The 20,118-nt window shown below is 65.4% G+C and carries 20 protein-coding genes, 1 tRNA gene and 1 pseudogene; 9 read left to right on the forward strand and 13 right to left on the reverse strand.

All coding sequences use genetic code 11. The features are described from left to right. Positions 1-13: 13 nt before the first annotated feature. From MYXE_RS06395 to MYXE_RS24290, 5 genes are read right to left on the reverse strand one after another with little or no spacing between them, the layout of a single operon-like run. Positions 14-2,569: a sensor histidine kinase gene (locus MYXE_RS06395; protein ID WP_085194318.1), complete on the reverse strand. Its 2,556-nt coding sequence runs from the start codon at positions 2,567-2,569 to the stop codon at positions 14-16. Beyond that, a complete protein-coding gene (locus MYXE_RS06400; protein ID WP_085194319.1) occupies positions 2,569-3,444 on the reverse strand; it encodes a potassium-transporting ATPase subunit C in 876 nt (291 codons plus the stop codon). The genes MYXE_RS06395 and MYXE_RS06400 overlap by 1 nt, the downstream gene beginning before the upstream one ends. A 1-nt stretch (position 3,445) precedes the next feature. Further along, on the reverse strand, positions 3,446-5,596 hold the full coding sequence (gene kdpB, locus MYXE_RS06405; protein WP_085194321.1) for a potassium-transporting ATPase subunit KdpB: 2,151 nt from the start codon (positions 5,594-5,596) through the stop codon (positions 3,446-3,448). A 1-nt stretch (position 5,597) separates the two neighbouring features. Continuing rightward, positions 5,598-7,268 carry a potassium-transporting ATPase subunit KdpA gene (gene kdpA / locus MYXE_RS06410; RefSeq protein WP_085194323.1) on the reverse strand — a complete coding sequence of 557 codons (1,671 nt, stop codon included), beginning with the start codon at positions 7,266-7,268 and terminating at the stop codon, positions 5,598-5,600. After that, positions 7,268-7,357, reverse strand: a complete 90-nt coding sequence (locus MYXE_RS24290) for a K+-transporting ATPase subunit F (RefSeq protein WP_112649966.1) — start codon at positions 7,355-7,357, stop codon at positions 7,268-7,270. Before MYXE_RS24290 ends, kdpA begins: the two co-directional genes overlap by 1 nt. A gap of 357 nt (positions 7,358-7,714) precedes the next feature. On the opposite strand from MYXE_RS24290, the gene MYXE_RS06420 reads away from it, so the two are divergent. The 3 genes from MYXE_RS06420 to MYXE_RS06430 all read left to right on the forward strand — a co-directional run bounded on the left by MYXE_RS06420 (position 7,715) and on the right by MYXE_RS06430 (position 9,340). Further along, positions 7,715-7,960, forward strand: coding sequence for a hypothetical protein (locus MYXE_RS06420; RefSeq protein WP_085194327.1), 246 nt, complete (start codon positions 7,715-7,717; stop codon positions 7,958-7,960). A gap of 174 nt (positions 7,961-8,134) precedes the next feature. Beyond that, a complete protein-coding gene (locus MYXE_RS06425; protein ID WP_085194329.1) occupies positions 8,135-8,503 on the forward strand; it encodes a BlaI/MecI/CopY family transcriptional regulator in 369 nt (122 codons plus the stop codon). 9 nt (positions 8,504-8,512) lie between these two features. Next, complete coding sequence (locus MYXE_RS06430) at positions 8,513-9,340, forward strand: M56 family metallopeptidase (RefSeq protein ID WP_085194331.1); 828 nt, start codon at positions 8,513-8,515, stop codon at positions 9,338-9,340. 1 nt (position 9,341) lies between these two features. Here the strand turns inward: MYXE_RS06430 and MYXE_RS06435 are convergent, their stop codons facing one another. Both MYXE_RS06435 and MYXE_RS06440 read right to left on the reverse strand, forming a co-directional pair. After that, the gene (locus tag MYXE_RS06435) at positions 9,342-10,844 is read right to left on the reverse strand and encodes a sensor histidine kinase (RefSeq protein ID WP_085194333.1); all 1,503 of its coding nucleotides are present in this window, start codon (positions 10,842-10,844) and stop codon (positions 9,342-9,344) included. After that, positions 10,841-11,614 carry a response regulator transcription factor gene (locus MYXE_RS06440; protein WP_085194335.1) on the reverse strand — a complete coding sequence of 258 codons (774 nt, stop codon included), beginning with the start codon at positions 11,612-11,614 and terminating at the stop codon, positions 10,841-10,843. The genes MYXE_RS06435 and MYXE_RS06440 overlap by 4 nt, the downstream gene beginning before the upstream one ends. A gap of 352 nt (positions 11,615-11,966) precedes the next feature. On the opposite strand from MYXE_RS06440, the gene MYXE_RS06445 reads away from it, so the two are divergent. Both MYXE_RS06445 and MYXE_RS06450 read left to right on the forward strand, forming a co-directional pair. After that, positions 11,967-12,278 (forward strand): PE family protein, encoded by a 312-nt coding sequence (locus MYXE_RS06445; RefSeq protein ID WP_085194337.1) that lies wholly within the window; start codon positions 11,967-11,969, stop codon positions 12,276-12,278. Positions 12,279-12,298: 20 nt separating this feature from the next. Then, complete coding sequence (locus MYXE_RS06450; RefSeq protein ID WP_085194339.1) at positions 12,299-13,675, forward strand: PPE family protein; 1,377 nt, start codon at positions 12,299-12,301, stop codon at positions 13,673-13,675. 68 nt (positions 13,676-13,743) lie between these two features. On the opposite strand, the gene MYXE_RS06455 is transcribed toward MYXE_RS06450, so the two are convergent. The 5 genes and pseudogenes from MYXE_RS06455 to MYXE_RS24300 form a co-directional block, all read right to left on the reverse strand. Then, the gene (locus MYXE_RS06455; protein WP_003918926.1) at positions 13,744-14,028 is read right to left on the reverse strand and encodes a WXG100 family type VII secretion target; all 285 of its coding nucleotides are present in this window, start codon (positions 14,026-14,028) and stop codon (positions 13,744-13,746) included. Positions 14,029-14,055: 27 nt separating this feature from the next. After that, complete coding sequence (locus MYXE_RS06460) at positions 14,056-14,352, reverse strand: WXG100 family type VII secretion target (protein ID WP_003920670.1); 297 nt, start codon at positions 14,350-14,352, stop codon at positions 14,056-14,058. 134 nt (positions 14,353-14,486) lie between these two features. Further along, on the reverse strand, positions 14,487-15,680 hold the full coding sequence (locus MYXE_RS06465; RefSeq protein WP_085196981.1) for a PPE family protein: 1,194 nt from the start codon (positions 15,678-15,680) through the stop codon (positions 14,487-14,489). 63 nt (positions 15,681-15,743) lie between these two features. Next, positions 15,744-16,073, reverse strand: a complete 330-nt coding sequence (locus tag MYXE_RS24295) for a PE/PPE C-terminal domain-containing protein (RefSeq protein WP_232061812.1) — start codon at positions 16,071-16,073, stop codon at positions 15,744-15,746. A gap of 219 nt (positions 16,074-16,292) precedes the next feature. Beyond that, positions 16,293-16,589, reverse strand: a pseudogene (locus MYXE_RS24300) (PE family protein); the annotation flags it as partial. A 142-nt stretch (positions 16,590-16,731) separates the two neighbouring features. On the opposite strand from MYXE_RS24300, the gene MYXE_RS06475 reads away from it, so the two are divergent. Beyond that, a complete protein-coding gene (locus tag MYXE_RS06475) occupies positions 16,732-16,983 on the forward strand; it encodes a hypothetical protein (RefSeq protein WP_161552054.1) in 252 nt (83 codons plus the stop codon). 50 nt (positions 16,984-17,033) lie between these two features. Here the strand turns inward: MYXE_RS06475 and MYXE_RS06480 are convergent, their stop codons facing one another. After that, positions 17,034-17,366, reverse strand: a complete 333-nt coding sequence (locus MYXE_RS06480) for a DUF732 domain-containing protein (RefSeq protein WP_003920594.1) — start codon at positions 17,364-17,366, stop codon at positions 17,034-17,036. Between the two features lie 83 nt (positions 17,367-17,449). On the opposite strand from MYXE_RS06480, the gene MYXE_RS06485 reads away from it, so the two are divergent. From MYXE_RS06485 to MYXE_RS06495, 3 genes are all read left to right on the forward strand, one after another. Next, positions 17,450-17,523 (forward strand) — tRNA-Leu (locus MYXE_RS06485). A 305-nt stretch (positions 17,524-17,828) separates the two neighbouring features. Beyond that, positions 17,829-18,536 carry a sensor domain-containing protein gene (locus tag MYXE_RS06490; protein WP_003920593.1) on the forward strand — a complete coding sequence of 236 codons (708 nt, stop codon included), beginning with the start codon at positions 17,829-17,831 and terminating at the stop codon, positions 18,534-18,536. Positions 18,537-18,952: 416 nt separating this feature from the next. Continuing rightward, positions 18,953-20,041 (forward strand): YncE family protein, encoded by a 1,089-nt coding sequence (locus MYXE_RS06495; RefSeq protein ID WP_085196955.1) that lies wholly within the window; start codon positions 18,953-18,955, stop codon positions 20,039-20,041. Positions 20,042-20,118: the final 77 nt, after the last annotated feature.

Here is a 20,118-nt window from a genome sequence, read left to right on the forward strand (position 1 = left end):
GTGCCGTTCCTCCTCATCGCTGCCCCGCTGGGGCCGCCAGATCCACCACGACGGTCAGTCCCCCGCCGGGCGTGTCGGTCGCCTGGATCGTGCCGCCCATCGCTTCGACGAAGCCACGGGCCACCGACAATCCCAAGCCCGCCCCGGTGGTGTTGTCGTGATCTCCCAGCTGCTGAAAGGCCTCGAAGATCTGTTCCTCGCTTCCGCGCGGGATGCCGCGGCCCTCGTCGATGACGTTGATCAGCACACGGTCGCCGACCCGGCCGGCGTTGACGCGCACCAGGCAGTTGGGCGCGTATCGCAGCGCGTTGTCGATGAGATTGGCCAAAACCCGTTCCAGCAGTCCGGCATCGGCCATCGCGACCGCGCCGTCGACGTCGACCTTGACCCGGTCGATGCCGGGCCGGAAGAAACCGGTGGCACCCTTGCCGATGCTGACCAGGGCGCGCTGCACGGCTTCTTCGAGGTACACCTCCCGCAGTTCAGGGCGAATCGCGCCCGCCGCCAACCGCGACGAGTCGAGCAAATTGCCCACCAGCGCGGTGAGTTGGTCGATCGATTCCTCGATGGTGGCGAGCAATTCGGCCGTGTCTTCGGCAGAAAAGTCGACGTCTTGGGCGCGCAAGCTCGACACCGCGACCTTGGCCGCCGCCAGCGGTGTGCGCAGATCGTGGCTGACCGCCGACAGCAAGGAGCGGCGCAGCGCGTCGGCCTGCCCGATGGCCTCGGCCCGGCTGGCTTCCTCGGCGAGTTCGCGTTGTTTGACCAGACTCGCGGCTTGCTTGGCCACCGCGCTCAGCACACGGCGATCACGCGCGGCGAGTTTCTTGCCCGCCAAGAGCATCCAAAACTCGTCGTCACCGACTTCTATCGCGGTATCGGCGGAATCGACTGTGGCGCAGGGCTCTTTGCCTACCGATGCCACCACGTATCGGCGACCATCGCCGCAGTCCCGAAGCATGCTGACCGCACGCTGCGAATAGGTCTCGCGGACCCGCTCGAGCAGGGTCTCCAGATCCGCGCCGCGCAGCACCGAGCCGGCGAACATTGTCAGCAGCTCGGCCTCCTGGGATGCGCGTCCGGCTTCGCGGGTGCGTTTGGCCGCGCCGTCGACGAGAACCGCCACCGCCACCGCCACCATCAACAGCACCAGTTCGGTGACCGCAGCGTCGGGCTCGGCGATGGTGAAGCTGTGCAGGGGAGGGGTCAGGTAATAGTTGAGCAGCAGACCGGACAGCACCGCCGAAAGCGCCGCTGGGGCAACGCCTCCCAGTAAGCCAACCACGAGGACTCCGATGAAGAACAGCGCGCTGGCTCCGCTGGTGGTCAAAAACCGGTGCAGCCAAGACACCGTCACCGCGCAGATGACGGAGGGGACGATCAGCGCCGCCAGCCACGACGCGGCGCGCCGTTCACGCGGCGAGATCGACGCCGCCCGAAAGCCCCGCTTGGATTCCTCGTGGGTGACGATGTGAACGTCGATCTTGCCGGACCGCTGCACCACCGTCGCGCCGATGCCTTCGTCGAAGATGCGTGCCCACCGCGAGCGCCGCGACGTGCCGATCACCAGCTGGGTGGCGTTCATCTCGCGGGCGAAATCCAGCAGCGCGGTCGGCACGTCGTCACCGACCACGGTATGCAGCGACGCGTCGAGGCTGGCGGCTAGTTCGCGGATCTTGCCCATCCGCGACGCCGATACACCCGTGAGGCCGTCGCCGCGTAAGACATGCACGACCATGAGCTCGGCGCTGGCTTTGGAGGCGATTCGGGATGCGCGGCGCACCAAGGTTTCCGATTCGGGTCCACCGGTGACGGCGACGACCACGCGTTCGCGGGCTTCCCAGGTGTCGGTGATCTTCTTGTCGGCGCGATACTTGGCCAGCGCGGCATCGACCTGGTCGGCCAGCCACAGCAGCGCCAATTCCCGCAACGCGGTGAGGTTTCCGCTGCGGAAATAATTGGACAGCGCCGCGTCGATCTTATCCGGTGCATACACGTTGCCGTGGGATAGCCTGCGCCGCAAGGCTTCCGGCGTGATATCGATGAGTTCGATCTGGGATGCCTGGCGCACCACCGAATCCGGTATGGTTTCCTGCTGCTCGATGCCGGTTATCTGGGCGACCACGTCGTTAAGGCTCTCCAGATGCTGGATGTTGACCGTGGAGATCACCGTGATACCGGCGTCCAGCAGCTCCTCGACGTCCTGCCATCGCTTGGGGTTCTTGCTGCCGGGGACGTTGGTGTGGGCGAGCTCGTCGACCAGAACCACTTGCGGATTGCGGGCCAGCACGGCCGGCACGTCCAGTTCGGTGAAGTGGCTACCGCGATACTCGATGCGGCGGCGCGGAACGACCTCGATGCCCTTGAGCAGCTCTTCGACTTTGCGGCGGCCGTGGGTCTCCACCACGCCAGCCACCAAGTCCGTGCCGCGTTCCAGCCGTCGATGCGCCTCGGACAACATCGCGTACGTCTTGCCGACACCGGGCGCCGCACCCAAGTAGATGCGCAGCTCCCCGCGTTTGCGGCGATGGTCGACGACGCTCACGTGACCATCATCCACCTGTGACATCAGCCTGGGAGCGGATACTTATGGTCCAACGCCAGGTTGAGCTGTACGACGTTGACCCGCGGCTCGCCGAAGAACCCCAGATCACGGCCATGCTGGTTCTCCCGTACCAGCTCGCGTATTTGATCCGTGCTGACATGGCGCGTCCGGGCCACCCGGGCCGCCTGAATGTCGGCGTAGGCCGGTGAAATGTCTGGGTCCAGGCCGCTGCCGCTGGCCGTCACCGCGTCGGCCGGGACTGGTGGATTGCCGGGCGCGCTGCCGCGGACCGGAACGATACGCCCGGTCGAGTAGTTTTCGCCGGGCTTCGCGCACTCGACCCGAACGCCGGCAAAGCTGTCCACGAACGGCCGAGCCGTGGTCGTGCACGGTTCGTTCACGCTGACCACCCGGGTCGGGTGGATAACATTGCCGCGCGCGTCGCGCGCGCCGAGGACCGACAACACGGCTCCCACACCGCCGCCAGTGCAGAACGGCCGTGATCCATCGACGTGTTCGAGCTCGCCCACGGCTTTGCTGCGCTCACACACCAGCGTCAACAGGCTCTTGCGGGCCGGCGTGTCGACGATGTCCTCGGGCCCCAGATTGCTCGCGCCGCTGGCGGTGGGGTCATAGCCGTTGCCGGCCGCTGACGGGCGGCTCTGGAAATACTGCGGCAACGCGTGGCCGGCGGCGTCGGTGAACGACTGGCCGATCAGCCGGCTGCCGGCGGCCTTGCCGTTGACCTCGATGATCGAGCCCTCTGCCTGATCGTGCAGCCCGGGAAGCTGTGCGACCAACCAGACCGCCACCGGGTAGCCCAGACCCAGCACCACGGTCAACACAAGCAGTGCACGCAGCGCCGCCCAATGCAGGCGAACCAGGATGGTGAATTTCATCTCAGCTCATCCCCGGCATGAGTTGAACCGCAAGGTCGATCAGCTTGATCCCGATGAATGGTGTGACGATCCCGCCTAACCCATACAGGTAAAGGTTGCGACTGAGCAGTCCAGACGCGCTGCTCGGCGTATAGCGAACACCGCGCAGCGACAACGGAATCAGGGCGGCAATGATGATCGCGTTGAAGATCACCGCCGACAAGATCGCGGACTGCGGACTGTGCAGGCGCATCACGTTGAGCAGATCCATGCCAGGAAACAGCGCGACGAACATCGCTGGAATGATCGCGAAATACTTGGCGATGTCGTTGGCGATCGAAAATGTGGTCAGCGCGCCGCGAGTGATCAACAGCTGCTTGCCGATCTCGACGATCTCGATCAGCTTGGTCGGGTCGGAGTCCAAATCCACCATGTTGCCGGCTTCTTTGGCCGCGGTGGTGCCGGTGTTCATCGCGACGCCGACATCGGCCTGGGCCAGCGCCGGGGCGTCGTTGGTGCCGTCTCCGGTCATGGCGACCAGCCGCCCGCCCTCCTGTTCGCGCTTGATCAGCATCAACTTGTCTTCGGGGGTGGCTTCGGCCAAGAAGTCGTCGACACCGGCTTCATCGGCAATTGCCTTGGCGGTCAATGGGTTATCACCGGTGATCATCACGGTGCGGATGCCCATGCGGCGCATCGCCTCGAACCGGTGTCGCATGCCTTGCTTCACCACATCCCTGAGGTGGATCACGCCGAGAACCTTTGCCTGCTTGCCGGACTCGCCGCTGGTCACCTCGCCCACCACCAGCGGGGTCCCGCCCGCGGCGGAAATTCCGTCGACGATCCGGCCGAGTTCGCGCGCGACCGCGCCGCCGTGACCGCGCACCCAATCGGTGATGGCGCTGGCCGCGCCCTTACGCAACTGGCGTCCGTCGACGTCGACTCCCGACATCCTGGTGGCCGCGCTGAACGGCACCCACCGCGCGCCGGCCAATTCACCGGGTGTGCGTGCGCGCAGCCCGTGGGCCTCTTTGACGTAGACCACCACTGACCGGCCCTCGGGCGTCTCGTCGGCGATACTGGCTAGCTGCGCCGCGTCGGCGAGCGCGTGGGCGCTGACCCCGCCGACCGGAATCAATTCGGCCGCTTGACGGTTGCCCAGCGTGACCGTTCCGGTCTTGTCCAGCAGCAACGTGTTGACGTCACCGGCCGCCTCCACCGCACGTCCGGACATGGCCAGCACGTTGCGCTGCACCAACCGGTCCATGCCCGCGATACCGATCGCCGAAAGCAGCGCGCCAATTGTGGTGGGAATCAAGCACACCAGCAACGCCACCAACACGATGCCGGTGACGCCGTCGCCGTTGAGCGCGGCGGTGTCGGGTACCCCGGGGTTGTTGGCCTTGGAATAGATCGCCAGCGGCTGCAGCGTCGCCACCGCGAACACGAAGATGATGGTCAACGCCGCCAACAGGATGTTCAGTGCGATCTCGTTGGGCGTCTTCTGCCTGTTGGCGCCCTCGACCAGTGCGATCATCCGGTCCACGAAGCTTTCCCCGGGTTTTTGGGTGATCCGCACCACGATGCGGTCGGAGAGCACCTTCGTGCCACCGGTCACCGCCGAACGGTCGCCGCCGGACTCACGGATGACCGGCGCGGACTCGCCCGTGATCGCCGATTCGTCCACCGACGCAATGCCTTCCACGACGTCGCCGTCGCCGGGGATGAGCTGGCCGGCTTCGACGACGACGATATCGCCTTGCTGCAACAGCGGCGCGGGGACGAGCTCCTCGACGCCGGTAACGCCGGGCGCCCAGCCTCGCAGGCGGCGAGCGATGGTGTCGGCCTTGGATTTGCGCAGAGTGTCGGCCTGCGCTTTGCCGCGTCCCTCGGCGACCGCCTCGGCCAGGTTGGCGAACAGCACTGTCAGCCAAAGCCAGAACACGATGAGCCCACCGAACCAACTCGGTTGGGACAGTGTCAGCACCGTTGACCACACCGCACCGATTTCGACGACGAACATCACCGGATTGCGCCACAGGGTGCCGGGATTGAGCTTGCCAAACGCGTCGGGCAGCGATCTCAGCAGCAGGGCCGGGTCTAGCCGACCACCCCGGACTCGCTGGCCAGATACCAGCGGTGCCGCGCCACGATCGCTTGTCTGCGAGGGCATTTCAGTGGATTCCTTCGGCGATGGGCCCGAGGGCCAATGCTGGCAGAAAGGTCAGGGCGACCAGAATGACCGTCACGCCCACCACCAGGCCGACGAACTGGGGCTTGTGCGTGGGCAAGGTCCCAGCGGACTCCGGAATGCGGCGCTGACGGGCCAGAGAACCGGCCAGCGCCAGCAGGAGCACCATCGGGACGAACCGCCCGAGCAGCATCGCAACACCGAGCGCGGTGTTGTACCACGCGGTGTTGGCGGCCAGGCCGGCGAATGCCGAGCCGTTGTTGTTGGCTGCGGAGGTGAACGCGTAGAGCACCTCGGACAGGCCGTGCGGGCCGGTGTTGGCCATTCCGGCGCGCGGCCCCGGCAGCGCCATCGCCACCGCGGTGCCGAGCAGCACGATCAGCGGAGTGACCAGGAAATAGCTTGCTGCTAGCTTGATTTCACGTGCGCTGATCTTCTTGCCGAGGTATTCCGGGGTCCGGCCGACCATCAAGCCGGCCACGAAAACCGTGATGATCGCCAGGACCAGCATGCCGTAGAGGCCCGAGCCGACACCGCCGGGCGCGACCTCGCCGAGCTGCATGTTGAACAGCGCCATCATGCCGCCCAGGCTGGTGTAGGAGTCATGCGCCGAGTCGACCGCGCCGGTGGAGGTAAGCGTGGTCGCATCGGCCCATATTGCGGAGTCGGGCACCCCGAAACGCTGTTCGACGCCTTCCATGGCGGCCCCGGCTGCGGTGGGAACGGTGCCGTGGTGCTGCACCTGAAACAGCATCATCGCGGTGACGCTCATAGTGGCGATGACAGCCATCACCGCGACAATGGCGTAGCCCTGTTTGGTGTTGCCCACCATGCGGCCGAAAGTGCGGGGCAGCGAAAAGGCGATGACCAACAGCAGGAAGATCTCGATCCAGTTGGTCCAGCTGGTCGGGTTCTCGAATGGATGCGCGGAGTTGGCGTTATAGAACCCGCCACCGTTGGTGCCGAGCTCCTTGATCGCCTCCTGGCTGGCGACCGGACCGCCGGTGATGGTCTGCGGCGAACCGGCCAGCGTGGTGACCACCTGGTCGTGCAGGTGAAAGTTCTGGATCACCCCTCCGGCGACCAATGCGACGGCACCGAAGACGGCGATCGGCAACAGGATTCGCAGGGTGCCGCGCACCAGATCGACCCAAAAATTGCCGAGTTCACCGGTGCGCCCGCGGACAAACCCGCGGACGAACGCGACGGCCACCGCCATGCCCACGGCAGCTGACACGAAGTTCTGCACCGCCAAGCCCGCCATCTGCAACAGATCACCTTGGGTCGATTCGCCGGAGTAGGCCTGCCAGTTGGTGTTGGTGACGAAGCTGACAGCGGTGTTCCACGCCAGCGCCGGGGTCATTTGTGTTGCCGGGTTCTTCAGGTGCAGCGGCAGTTTGTTCTGCGCCAGCTGGAAGACGAACAACACGACGACGCTGACCGCGGAAAAGGCCAGCACACTGCGCGCATAGTTAGCCCAGGTCTGTTCGGAGCGCGGGTTGGCACCGATCGTGCGGTAGATGAAATTCTCTGCGCGCGAGTGCTTTTCAGAGCTATAGACGCGGTACATGTAGTCGCCCAGTGGCACGTGGACGACCGCCAGCGCCGCGACCAGCAGTGCAAGGAACAACACGCTTGCGGTTACGTCGCTCACTAGAATTTTTCCGGAACGAGCAGGGCTGCACCGAGTAACAACGCGACCAGGATGGCCAGCACCAGACCGACGGCGTTGGTAAGGGTCATAGTCCTTCGACCAGCTTCAGCACGGCGCCGATCAGGGCAAAGATCGCCGACGTCAACACCAGGTAGAGCACGACAGACACATCTTCTCCGTTCGCGACAGCCCGTCACGCTTTGCGCGCAGCATTGTCTCGGTCCTGGAGCCAGGGCCCAGCTGACCTTAGACAGGCTCGGCGCTGGCCGGGAGCCGCGTTGACGGTTTCTTTACGTCCTGGGCCGCTATCTTTACGGCCTTGGTTTTGTGGCCTGAGCGCAAATGAATCCTGCACTGCGGCCGCGTCGCGGTGCTGTGCTGATCGGCGTAAGGCCTGCGAAGCGGATCGGTGCGCGACCGACTGGGTTCACCTGCCGGGTGTAGGCATGGGCATCGTCGGCATTGGCGACATGCTCGGCATTGGCGACATGGGCGGCATGGAGGGCATGTTTTTCATGGCGTCTTTCATCGAGGCGCAGCAAGACTTGTCGTCCTTTGTCTGGCTGGTCGTCGTGGTCGGACTCTTGGCGTCACAACAAGTCTTGTGCCCAGGCTGCGCGATGAGAAGATACAGGCCGGCGACGATGATGAAGATCCCGACGGCGATGCCGGTGATCGCCAAGATTCGGTAGAGCCAACGCGTCCAGGGTGGTTCGGTAGGAGCCGGGGTAGCGGGGGTGGCGGTTGTCATGACTGCAGACCTCTCTCACACGTGCCGTCGTAGCTGACCGCAATATATACTATCCTACTTAGTAGATTAGTAGTAGATCCTGAATATAGGCTCGCCGCTGAGGCAGGAGGTCCGGATGCCGGCTGCGCATGGTCTCGGTGAACTAGAGGCTGAGATCATGTCCATCATGTGGGACAACGGGCAAGTCGCCACCGTGCGTGAGGTCCGTGCTGCCCTCAATCGGCAGGCGGCCTACACGACGGTGATGACCGTGATGGACAACTTGCACCGGAAAGGCCTGCTGACACGCGAACGAGTCGGCAAAGCGTTTCACTACCGGCCGACATGGAGTCGGGAGGAGTACACCGCGCGGCTGATGCGTGATGTGTTAGCGGCCACCGACAACCACGAGGCTGTTTTCACGCATTTCGTTTCCCAGATGTCGGCCGAGGAAGCTCGTAGCCTGCGGGCCGCCTGGCAGCGTCACACGGCCCGCCGGGAATAGGCATATGCCATGGTGCTGTGTGTTTTAACCATCACGCTGGTATGCATCGCGGTGGTGCCGGCCCTGCTGGACCGCGTCACACCCATGACGTCACCCGTGGTGCGCCTGACGGCATGGCTCGCGACACTGGTCACTGTTTTGGGTGCGGTGCTGGCCTTGCCGGTTATCGCCATGGCTACCGGGCATGCTGCCACGGCAACGGTGGTCAGCGTGCCGATTGCACTACTGGCACAAGGCATTTGGCGCCGCTACACCGAAATTATGCGCAGCACCCGTGAACATGCCCAAGCGGTATACCTCATCTCCCGTCCTGCGAACGGCGTGCGATCGCAGACTCCTGTCGTCACCATCGACTCGGTGTTGCCCTTGGTGTACTGCCTCCCCGGGCACCCGGGCCTTATCGTCACCACTACCGCTGTACGGAAGCGGCTGGGCTCCGCCGAGCTGCAAGCAGTTCTCGCCCATGAGGAAGCACACCTACGTCAGCGTCACATCCAGTTGCGCGCCATGATCGAGGCTGTCGCCATTACCGTACGGTGGCTGCGATTCTTTCGTCGCGCCGCCGAGCGCGTCACAGCTGCAACTGAACTCTGCGCCGATAGCGCCGCCGCGCGACGCCACCACCCGCACACGCTCGCTCGCGCCCTGCTGGCGCTGGCTCCCGCGCCGCCGGGCGCGCTCGGGGCGGCGCTCAGCGGGGCACCAGAACGCCTCGAACAGCTGCTTTGCCGGCCGCGGCGAAACTATCTTCGCCAGCTCGTCACCGGGCTGACTGCCACAGCCCCGGCCATCGCAATCCTCACGATCGACTTGTGGTGTCCCCTGATGGCATCGTGATTCAGCCGCGTGCCGGCTGCGCAATCATCGGAAGCCGCACCCGAAAGGCCGTTCGGCCGTTCGCGGATTCCGCCGTCACGGATCCGCCGTGCGCCTTGACGATCGAGGCGACTATGGCGAGTCCCAATCCGCTACCGGATCCTTCCGCCCTGGACTTGTCCGCACGCACGAATCGCTCGAACAGATGCGGTAGCAGCGCTGGATCGATATCGGGTCCGTCGTCGGCGACGGTCAATTCAACGTATGGCGGGCCATCGTCGTTGTGCTGCTGCGTGATTGCCGTCGTCACCGTGACACCGGCCGGCGTGTGCACCCAGGCGTTGCTCAACAGGTTGCTGACGAGTTGATGCAGCCGGTCGCGATCCCCACGCACCCACACCGGCTCGTCGGGCAGCTCCTTGACCCATCGGTGGCTGGGCGCAGCCACGGCCGCATCGTTGACGGCGTTGAGCACCAGCTCGGCGATGTCGACGTCCTCGGTTTGCAGGTCTTCCCCTTCCCCTAGCCGCGACAACAGCAGCAGTTGATCAACGAGCGAAGTCATTCGCCGGGCCTCGGATTCGATGCGGGCCAGCGCATATTCGGTGGTCGGTGGCAGGGCGGAACTGTCCTGGCGGGTGAGCTCGGCATATCCCTGGATCGACGCGAGTGGGGTACGCAGTTCGTGGCTGGCGTCTGTGATGAACTGCCGCATCCTCCGGTCCGAATCTGCACGATGGGCCAAAGCGCGATCTACGTTGTCCAGCAACCGATTCAGCGCGTGGCCGACAATCCCTACCTCACTGTCAGGATCGGTGTCATCGGATCCCACCCGTACGGTAATCTTGTCTTCGCCGTCAGTGAGCGACATCCGGGCAACGGTCGCGGCGGTCGCCGCGACACGGCGCAGTGGCCGCAAGGCGTAACCGACCACCGAAATCGTCAACACTGCCGTGATCAGCAGCGCGACAACGAAAAGCGCTACGGCAGCGACGATCCGGCGTGTGACGATCCGATTGACGAGATCGAGGGAGACGCCTACCACAAGGCGGTCCGCACCGAATGCCCGGCTGTCCAGCCGATAAGGGCCCAGGCTGCCCAGCTTTTCGGTGCGGGGCGGCCCGTTGGTCCACGACTGTGCCTCCAGGGCGTGAATGACGTCGGCTGAAGCAGGCGTCGGCTCGTTCTGAGAAAACACCGCCGAACCAATCACCACGCCGTCGCGCACGACCGCAATCAGGTTACCGGGCGTCTGTTCGGTGAATCCCAACATCGCTTCCCCGATCGGGATCGCATGTCCCGCCGAGCCCTCGCTAGCGCGGTATCGCGCATACGAATGGGTGAATGCGTCGAGAGATTCGGCGAGTTCGGCGTCGCTCATCGCGGTGACGTATCCGCGCAGGCTGAGCACGGAGACAGCCCCGACGACCACCAATACGACGCTGACCACGGCCAGCACGCCCAACAACAGCTGATGGCGCAACGAGCGAGGACGCCACCACCTGGCGCGTCTGGCCGGGGTCATCCCGGAGGGCGCAGCATGTAGCCGACGCCGCGCACGGTATGGATCATCGGTTGCTTGCCGGCGTCGATCTTTTTTCGCAGATACGAGATGTACAAATCGACGATGCTGGTGCGGCCCGCGAAGTCGTAGTTCCAGACCCGATCCAAGATCTCGGTGCGACTTAGCGCTCGTCGCGGATTACGCATCATGAAGCGCAACAGCTCGAATTCGGTGGAGCTCAGCGATATTGGCGCGCCGCCGCGGGTGACTTCACGGCTTGCCCCGTCCAGCGTGAGATCTCCCACGGTGAGGACCTCGTCTGCCGGCGGCGTCAGATGGCTAGAGCGACGCAACAGCCCGCGCAGCCGGGCAACCAGTTCCTCCAAGCTGAACGGCTTGGTCATGTAGTCGTCGGCGCCTGCGGTCAACCCGGTGACCCGGTCCATCACCGAGTCGCGGGCGGTGAGAAACAGCGTTGGTGTGTAGGCGTCCGATTCGCGGACCCGCCGCAGGACTTCGAGCCCGTCCACATCGGGCAGCATGATGTCCAAGACGAGCACGTCGGGGCCGATCTTGTCGAACTTGGCCACAGCTTCGCGCCCGTTGTGAGCGACGTCGACCACCCAACCCTCGTAGTGCAGCGCCATCTTCACCAGGTTGGTCAGCGCGGGCTCGTCGTCAACCAGCAAAACCCGGATCGGCGATCCATCGGCGCGGTGGATCCGCGGCAGCTGCCCGAGGATGGCCTGACGTGGACGCTGATCGCGCGCATACCCCGACATTGCCGTCATGTTCCCACATTTTCCCCGGCTCATATGAGGTTGTCACGGAGCTCATAGAGACTTCAAATGTTTCACGCTCCGCCGTCGGTGGAGGGCGGGCATATTTGTGTTTTCTATGTGTCTCGTCAGCGTCCTTGATCCAGCGAATTTCCGAAAAATACTGTGGTGCACAGCCGTTGTGCGGATACCGCGAAATGGCTTAGGTAGCTGTGCCTAATGAGTTGTGCGTGAAGTGGTTTCGGCGTGTAGCTACGAGCCCTACTGATGCATGACGGGCTCCTGACGGCCGAGACCCAGGCTTGGCACGGGACCGCCGTCGCAAACGGCGGCGGAGTTTGTAAGCAGAAATTAGGAGTATTCAATGACTTTCGGGGCGGGATTCGTCACCACGCACCCTGAAGGGCTGCTGGCAGCGACGAGTGATTTGGGCAGCGTCGGCGCTGCAATGGCCGCGGCAAATGCCGCCGCGGCCGCCCCGACCAGCGGGGTGATTCCGGCGGCGGCCGACGAAGTGTCGGCGCTGACTGCCGCCCAATTCGCCGCACACGCCGCCCGCTATCAGGCCGTGAGTGCCCAGGCGGCGGCGGTTCACGAGCTGTTCGTCAGGACCTTGGGCACCAGTGCCGCATCGTACGCCGCGACCGAGGCCGCCAACGCGATCGCAGCCAGCTAGCAAACAGGAGGCCAACCAAGATGGATTTCGGCGCGCTGCCACCGGAGATCAATTCTGCCCGGATGTACGCCGGGCCGGGTGCAGGCCCGATGCTGACAGCCGCAGCCGCCTGGGACGGGCTGGCCGCCGACCTGTACGCGACCGCGGACTCCTACCAGTCGGTGATTACCGGCCTGACCGCTGGCTCCTGGCAGGGCCCGGCGTCCTCGGCGATGGCCGCAGCAGCGGCACCCTATGTGACCTGGATGACCGCCACCGCGGCCCAGTGCGAGCAGGTGGCTAACCAGGCCAGGGCGGCCGCGAGCGCATTCGAGGCCGCATTCGCGATGACGGTGCCGCCGCCGCTGATCGCCGCCAACCGTGCTCAGCTGGCGGCGCTGGTCGCGACGAATTTCCTCGGGCAAAACACTGCGGCGATCGCGGCCACCGAGGCCCAGTACGGCGAGATGTGGGCCCAGGATGCCGCCGCCATGTATGGCTATGCCGGCAGTTCGGCCGCGGCTGCGACCTTGGCGCCGTTCACGCCGCCGCAGCAGAACACCAACCCGAGCGGGCCGGTCGCCCAGGCCGCGGCCGTCGCCCACGCGGCCGGCGACTCGGCAGCTACCCATGTGCGCACGGCGATGTCACCGTTGTCGATGATGCCCCAGGCCCTGCATGCGCTCGCGTCCCCAAGCTCGTCGTCGCCGGGACTATCGCAGCTGGCGATGGGTGAGGCCGCCTCGATGACCACGTCGGGGGCGTCTGCCCCCGCTAGTGCCCTTGCGGGCCTGACCGGCGCATCGGGCAAAGGAGCTGTCAAGGGTGCCGGGAACGGCGCGACATTTGGCGCGAATGCGCTGGCCGGTCTCCAGTCCAGCATGGGCGCCGACGAGTTGGGCCTGATCGAGGACACAGTGGGTCTGGAGATCGACGCGGCCGCCGCCGGTGGTTTGGACGGCGGCGGCGTCGGTTTGGACCTGATCGGTGTTGGAATTGACTTCCTGGGCGCCGACGAGCTCACCGAGTCGGGAGGCTTGGGACCTTTAGGAGCGCTGCCGCCTGGGTCGCTGGGCGGCTTAGGCGGTGGGACGGGGTTGGCACCCGGGGCAGGCTTGGGCGGCTTGGGCGGCTTGGGCGGTGCAGGGGCGTCGGCCAGCGTCGGTCAGGCCGGCTCGGTGGGCGTCTTGTCGGTGCCGCAGGGCTGGGGTGACGCGCTTTCGGCCGGGACCATGAGTCAGGCGAGCGCCATGCCGTTGCCGGGTAGCGGCCTGGGCAGTGTCGCGGGGGCGTCGGCAGGCGCGACTGGCGCGCCCAAGATGCCCGTTGCGAATCTGTCTGGGCGCGAATTCGAGGGCGCAATTCAGCAAATCGGCCTGCGCCCCAAAGTTATTGCGCGTTCACCGATGGTCGGATAGATCCGCCGCGCGGCCACAACATAGCTCGCACCTCGGATCGACGTGCGGGCTACGCCTGTGGTTGGTTGTTAGGCCCAGCTGGAGCCGACGGCGCTGTCGGTGCTGGCCATGTTGCTGCTGGCGGTTTGCACCTTTTGGCCGTGGGCGTTGGCCTGCTCGTAGATCACCTGGAAGTTGCGGCCCAGCTCGGTGATGAACTGTTGGCACGCCGTCGACCCGGCACCACCCCAGAAGTCACCGGCGGCCAGCACATCACGGATGATCGCCTGATGCTCGGCCTCCAACGCCGCCGCCTGCGCCCGAATCGTGGCACCATGAGCGTCAACGTCGCCGAATTGGTAGTTGATGGTCATTGTCGTTGTCTCCTAACGATTTCGGTGCTAGCTGCTCAGGATCTGCTGGGACGCCTGCTCTTGGGCCTCGTAGTTGTTGGCGTCGCGGATCAGCCCGTCACGCACCCCGTGCAGCATGTTGACGATGTTGCGAAACGCCTGATTCATCTGGCTCATCGTGTCGTAGGAGGTGGCCTGCGCAGACCCACTCCAGCCGGCACCGGCAATGTTGACCGACGACGCCCACATCTTGCGGGCCTCGTCCTCCACGGTCTGGGCGTGCACGTCGAACCGGCCCGCCATCGCCCGCATCTGGTCGGGATCGGTCATAAACCGAGTTGGCATCTGAATATCTCCTTAGCTCGAAGCCGTCGATGATCGCTGCGCCGCAGCAGCCTTATGGACTACAGTACGGCCTGGCGTTGAACGGGTGGATTCAAACAAGTTACATATTCTTTCCCTTTTCTCTTCCCTTTTGGTCAGCCGGCGACCACCGGGCGTGTTACCACGGTTGGTTTGACGCCGTAGCGAGGAGCGCCGAAGCCGGTCACCCCGCGGCTGGCGGAAGCCACCGAGGGCATGGCGGCCGGCATCGTGGCCACCGGCGGGGTTTCCTCGGCGGCGCTGGTCCAGCCTGAGGCGGTGAATGCAGCCTCTGTGCTGGCAGTTGGGGTGGCTGCCGACCACGTGGCCGGCACCGAGAGCTTGCCGACGGTGGCGGCCCGGCCCATGCCCGCTGACACCGGTGCCCCACCTGCGGCCGCTGGGGAGGCTGCGCTTGCCAGCATCGATCCGCCGGCGCTCGCCGCGACGCCCTCCGAGCCGGCAGGTGCGGCGGTGCCGCCAGGAAAGCCTGGCCCGGCTCCCGAGGAACTGATGCCTCTTGCGATGCCGGCAAACATGTTCCAAGCCCCGATGTTTCCTGCCGCCCCGGTGTAGGTCTGGGTTGCGTTCCAAATCCCGATGTTTTGTGTGGAGTTGATGAAATCTGACAGAAACCCACCGGGACCCGCCGACGCGGAGGCCGATCCGGCCAGCGGGGAGGCCAGGCCTTGCACGGTGTTGGGCAGGCTGGCAACTAGCTGCGACAACTCGGTCTGGGTGCCGGCGGTCGCGGCCGCGGCGGCTTGGCCGGCCAGCCCGGCAGGGTTGGTATTCGGCGCTGGCGGGGTCAACGGATGCAATAGTGCGGCGCTCGCCGAGGAACTCGCGTAGCCATACATGGCGGCCGCGTCTTGTGCCCACATTTCGCCGTAGTGGGCCTCGGTGGCCATAATCGCCGGAGTGTTCTGCCCGAGGAAGTTCGTCGCGACGAGCGCGGCGAGCTGAGCCCGGTTAGCTGCTATCACCGGCGGCGGCACCGTCATCGCAAACGCGGTCTGGTAGGCGGCTGCGGAGGCGGTGGCCTGCGCGGCTGCGTGCTCGGCGGCCGCGGCGGTGGTATTGAGCCACGCCACATAGGGCGCCGCCGCGGCGGCCATCGCCACCGACGACGGGCCCATCCAACCCTCGCTCGTCAGCGAGGAGATCACCGACTCGTACGCCGATGCGGCGGTAGCCAATTCAGCGGCCAGGCTGTTCCACGCGGCCGCGGTGGCCGTCATCGGGCCCGATCCTGGCCCGGCGTAGATGCGTGCGGAGTTGATCTCCGGAGGTAACGCGCCGAAGTCCATCTCGCACATCCCCCGTTCGTAGTAACCGATTGCGCTTGTGTCGAAGATGCAGGGACGCGGTCCCTAACCGACCGCCGGGCGCGGCATCACCGTGGGTTTGACGCCGTAGCGCGGTGCGCCGAATCCGGCGGTTTTGCCAGCCGAGGCCACCGACGGCATCCCGGCCGGCACCGTCGCCGCGGGCGCGCTGTCGGGTGTGGCGGCCGTCCAACCCGCGCCAGCCAGCCGCGCCGGGGCGCCGGTTGACACTGGCGTGGTCTCTGCGGCCCAACTGGGCGGCACCGACAACCCGCCGACCGCGGAGGCCTGACCTGCGCTGGCCAACACCGGCGCCGCGCGGGCACCAACCGCGCCCGCCGGCCCGACGGCATTCGTCGCCACCGCTCCGCCCACCCCGCCGGAATCGGCGGCCCCGGCACCCAGAGGCGCGGTCGCACTCGCTGCGGCGGTGCCCGAAGCGGGGCTGGCCTGGATGAGGTCGGATGCTGCGGAACCGAAATTCCCCGCTTGCAATGCGCCGATGATGGCGCTGTTGCTCAACGCACCGGGGACCAGCCCGTATGACCCTTCCCCCGTCAGGAACCCCAGGAGCGAGAGCCCCGACCCGGAGGAACCGGCGGCAGCCGCGTTGGCGGCTTCGGTGGCTGCGTACGAATCGGCGCTGGCTCCCAACGTGTTGACAAACATCTCGTGAATCGCCGCGGCCTGGGCACTGACTGCCTGATACAGGCTGCCGTAGGCAGAAAACTGGGTGGCCTGCAGCGCCGACACTTCATCGGCGGCCGCGGGGGCCACTCCCGTCGTCGGGGCCGCCGCGGCGGCGTTTTGGGCGGCCAATGCCGAGCCGATTCCCCGTAGCTGGCTCGAGGCAGCCGCCAACGCTTCAGGCAGCGTGGTGACGTACGACATTGGACTACTCCTCGGCAACCGAGCCGATAGGTCGGCTGTCGTCTTCCGTTTGTGATGCCACGACTCCACGCTTCCGTGCACAGACGCAGCGGTGATACCTCGTTAACGGCTCCTTAACGGTTTTGGCGGCGGTTTTAACGCTTTGCTGGCGGGCGCGCAGGGTCGGCAAACCAACTCGGCCGAACAACATTTCCGTAAAGGAGTGGGCTATTCGCGACTGGCACCGAGAAGAAGCAATTGCTCACGAATTCGCCGGGAATTTACCTACATGGTGAGATTGCAGAAACTGGCCAGTAACATCAACCGCTTGCCGGGATGTGGTGTTCATCAGCCCGACGGCGGGCTGGCTGCGAGCAATGTCATCGACCTTGCACGTGACGTGTTTTCCGAATGAATTACACAGCGGCGCAGCATGTTTCGCGCACAGCGACAGCTACGGGGGGTTCAGTTGCCGGGCTTGGCAGCAGTGTTCAGGTCGGGGCAGTAGTGGGCCACGGCGTCGGCGACGAAATACCTCGCGCCTTGTGGGGTCAACTTCGGGTTTTCCGATTGGATACGGTTGACCAGCTCGGCTGCTGGTCGTCCGGAGTGGAGCGCGTCGCAGACGGCTTTGGCGTAGTTGATGATCCGTGCCGGGTCTTGATAGGTGACGCCGTCCTGGTCGAGGGCGTGCAAAAACGAACTGTCGGTCGCATCGGCATGCGCGATACCGGTGCCGAGCAACCCCAAGGCCGCCGACACGGCGACCGCGAAACACCCGGCCGGTCGTCGGTTCATGGCGAGATGCTACTGCCGGTGTGCCGCGTCGGCAGCAGCTCGGGCCCGCTAAGGCCAGCCCATATACGCTTCTGAACTGCAAAGCCCCCATAGCCCAATTGGCAGAGGCAGCGGACTTAAAATCCGTCCAGTGTCGGTTCGAGTCCGACTGGGGGCACCGGTGGTCAGCTGTGCGTCCGAGAACCCGGCTGTGGCCACCCGCGGTGGCGGGCCGGCGCGATAGCACCGGGGGCTTCGTCGAGGCGCCGAATTGCGGTCCTGCGAACCACGCGTTTGCCAGGATCGGCGTGCGCCTCGGCGAACTGCCCGGTCTTGCCCGAAATGACGTGTTGGCACGGACGATTAGCGAATTCGCGGCGTTGTCCGGCTCCGGTCGCGGTAGGCTCAATACACGCAAATTCTGGCCAGCAGTGCAGCAGGGGTGGTGAGCGTCGCGCTGATCGGTTGGGGGTCACAGCGGGGATGCGAAACGAACATGTGCGCTACCTGACGGCCGCAGGGGCCGTCGCGGGCATCTGCATTCTCGCCGCCGGGTGCGGCGGTGGCGGCCACGAAGGCAGCGTCAAGTCGCGGCCCACCACCACCAAGTCGAAGACGGCGCCACCGATTACCGAGGTTGGGCTGAAGGGGTTGTTGCTCAGCGCCGATCAGGTCAACGCCGTCATGGGCGCATCCGAGATGAAGGTGACGAGATACCGCACTCAGATGTCTGACGACAGCGCCACGATGGAGCCCAAGGAATGCCTGGCCGTCGATGGTTCAGCGCAGGAGAAGGTCTACGCCAAAAGCGGTTACACCGCTGAGCGGGATGAGACACTTCAGGAAGGCGATAACTTCACCCATTTCGTCGAGCAGGCCGTGGTGCTGTTTCCGTCCGCCAAGCAGGCCAGCGCCTTCGTCGCCGCATCCGGGCTCCAGTGGTCGGCCTGTCACCAGTACACCCACACCCAAAGCCACACGGTGTGGGATGTGGGGCCGGTATCCAACACCAACGGCATGTTGAGCACGATCGCGACCCAACAAAACGCCAACGCCCCTGGCTGGGCCTGCGGGCGGGCGCTGACAGCCCGCAACAACGTCGTCATCGATGTCAACACCTGCAGCGCCGACCCGAAGAACACGGCGGTCGACATCGCGAATCAGATCGCCGGCAGGGTACCCATGACGTAAGCCCCGGCTGCGCGCGAAGCTGCGTTCCACGCGACTGCCGCGGATGTGACTTTCGCCTCTTTCTCGACGCTGATGCTGAACGATCTCTTAACTTTCCGTGTCGTGACGCGCATCGCCCTGTGGTTAGCGAGCAACCTGCAAAAGCCTGGAAGACCGCATTACTGCGTTCGCTGTATGGCAACCCGCTCATACCGACAGATCGATATTTAAGCGGGCTTTGAGGTCTTCTGGCGGGACCGGCAGGGCGGGCGGCGAACTGCGCGCGTTGCGTTAAGAAATCGGCCGCTAGACTCGCCCAGAAGCGGCGCTGATGGCGCCGAAATCCTGTCAACCAGGGATATTCCGGTCGTCATGCTGCGGTGACCCTTGTCGCGTGGCGTCGAAGCGCGACAAGTACAGCAAAGGCTGGTGTCAATGTGGGTTATCTGAAACGCAATTGGCTTGGCGATGACGGGTCAGCCGTCGGCACGGAGAGCACGTCGCAGTTCGCGATCGTTGCCGGAATGGCCGTGCACCGCGGACCCATCAGCGGCATCGTCGCCAGCCCCGACGGTGATCGGCTGCTATTGAGCAACTACCGCGATCACAGCGTGTCGATCATCGACACCGGCACCTGGGCCGGGGTAAGGACGATCACCGGGATCAATGAACCGTTCACCATCGCCATGAGCCCCGCCGACCCCCGCCACGCTTACCTCAGCACGGTTTCACCGGCATACGACGCGATCGCGGTCGTTGACTTGGAGACCGACAGCGTCGTCGCCGCGCATCCGGTGGCCCTGACGGTGACCGACCTGGCGGTCGACAGCGACGGCAGGCGGATCTATGTGAGCCGAACCGCAGCGAGCGGCGCCGACGTCGCCGTCCTCGACAGCGCGACCGGTCGTGTTGAAGCGATCGACATTGGCGCGCGGGCGGGCACCACCGCCGGATGCCTGCGCATCACCCCGGATGGGCTTGTCTACACCGCCACCCAGCGGGCCGCTGGCGGCGAAGTCGTGGTGATTGACGCACGCCGGCAGCGCGTCGTCGACACCATCGAGATCGGTTGTGCCATCCGCGATATCGCGATCAGCCCGGACGGCGCTACGGCTTACATCGCCAGCAGCGGCGTGGGGTTCGGCGCGGTGATCGACGTCGTCGATACCCGCAGCAACAAGATCATCAGCACACGCAAGCTCGGCGAGACCGGGGCATTGGTCACGCAGCTGGTGCTCAGCAGCGACGGCGATCGCGCCTACCTCGTCGGTGAGGACAGGATCAGCGTGCTGTGCCCGCTGACGCAGGATGTCGTCGCCACCATCACCGTGGGCAGGCAGCCGTCGTGCGTAGCGGAAAGTCCGGGCGGCCACTACCTCTATGTCGGCGACTATTCCGGCGCGGTGACCGTGGTGTCGATCGACTCCGCTGCGGCGGCCCCGAGGCTGCCGGGCGAAGACAACCGCACGCGCCGCTCGGGGCTGGGTCGGCACGCACTGCCGCAGCTTGAGCCGGCGTTGACGTAACCCGGCGTGGTTTATCAGCGCTTCTCGCGGGAACCACTAACAGTCGGGCGTCTCGGCGCTAGCATTCGCGCGACTGA

It is taken from the genome of Mycobacterium xenopi, from assembly GCF_009936235.1.
Classification (GTDB): Bacteria; Actinomycetota; Actinomycetes; order Mycobacteriales; family Mycobacteriaceae; genus Mycobacterium; species Mycobacterium xenopi.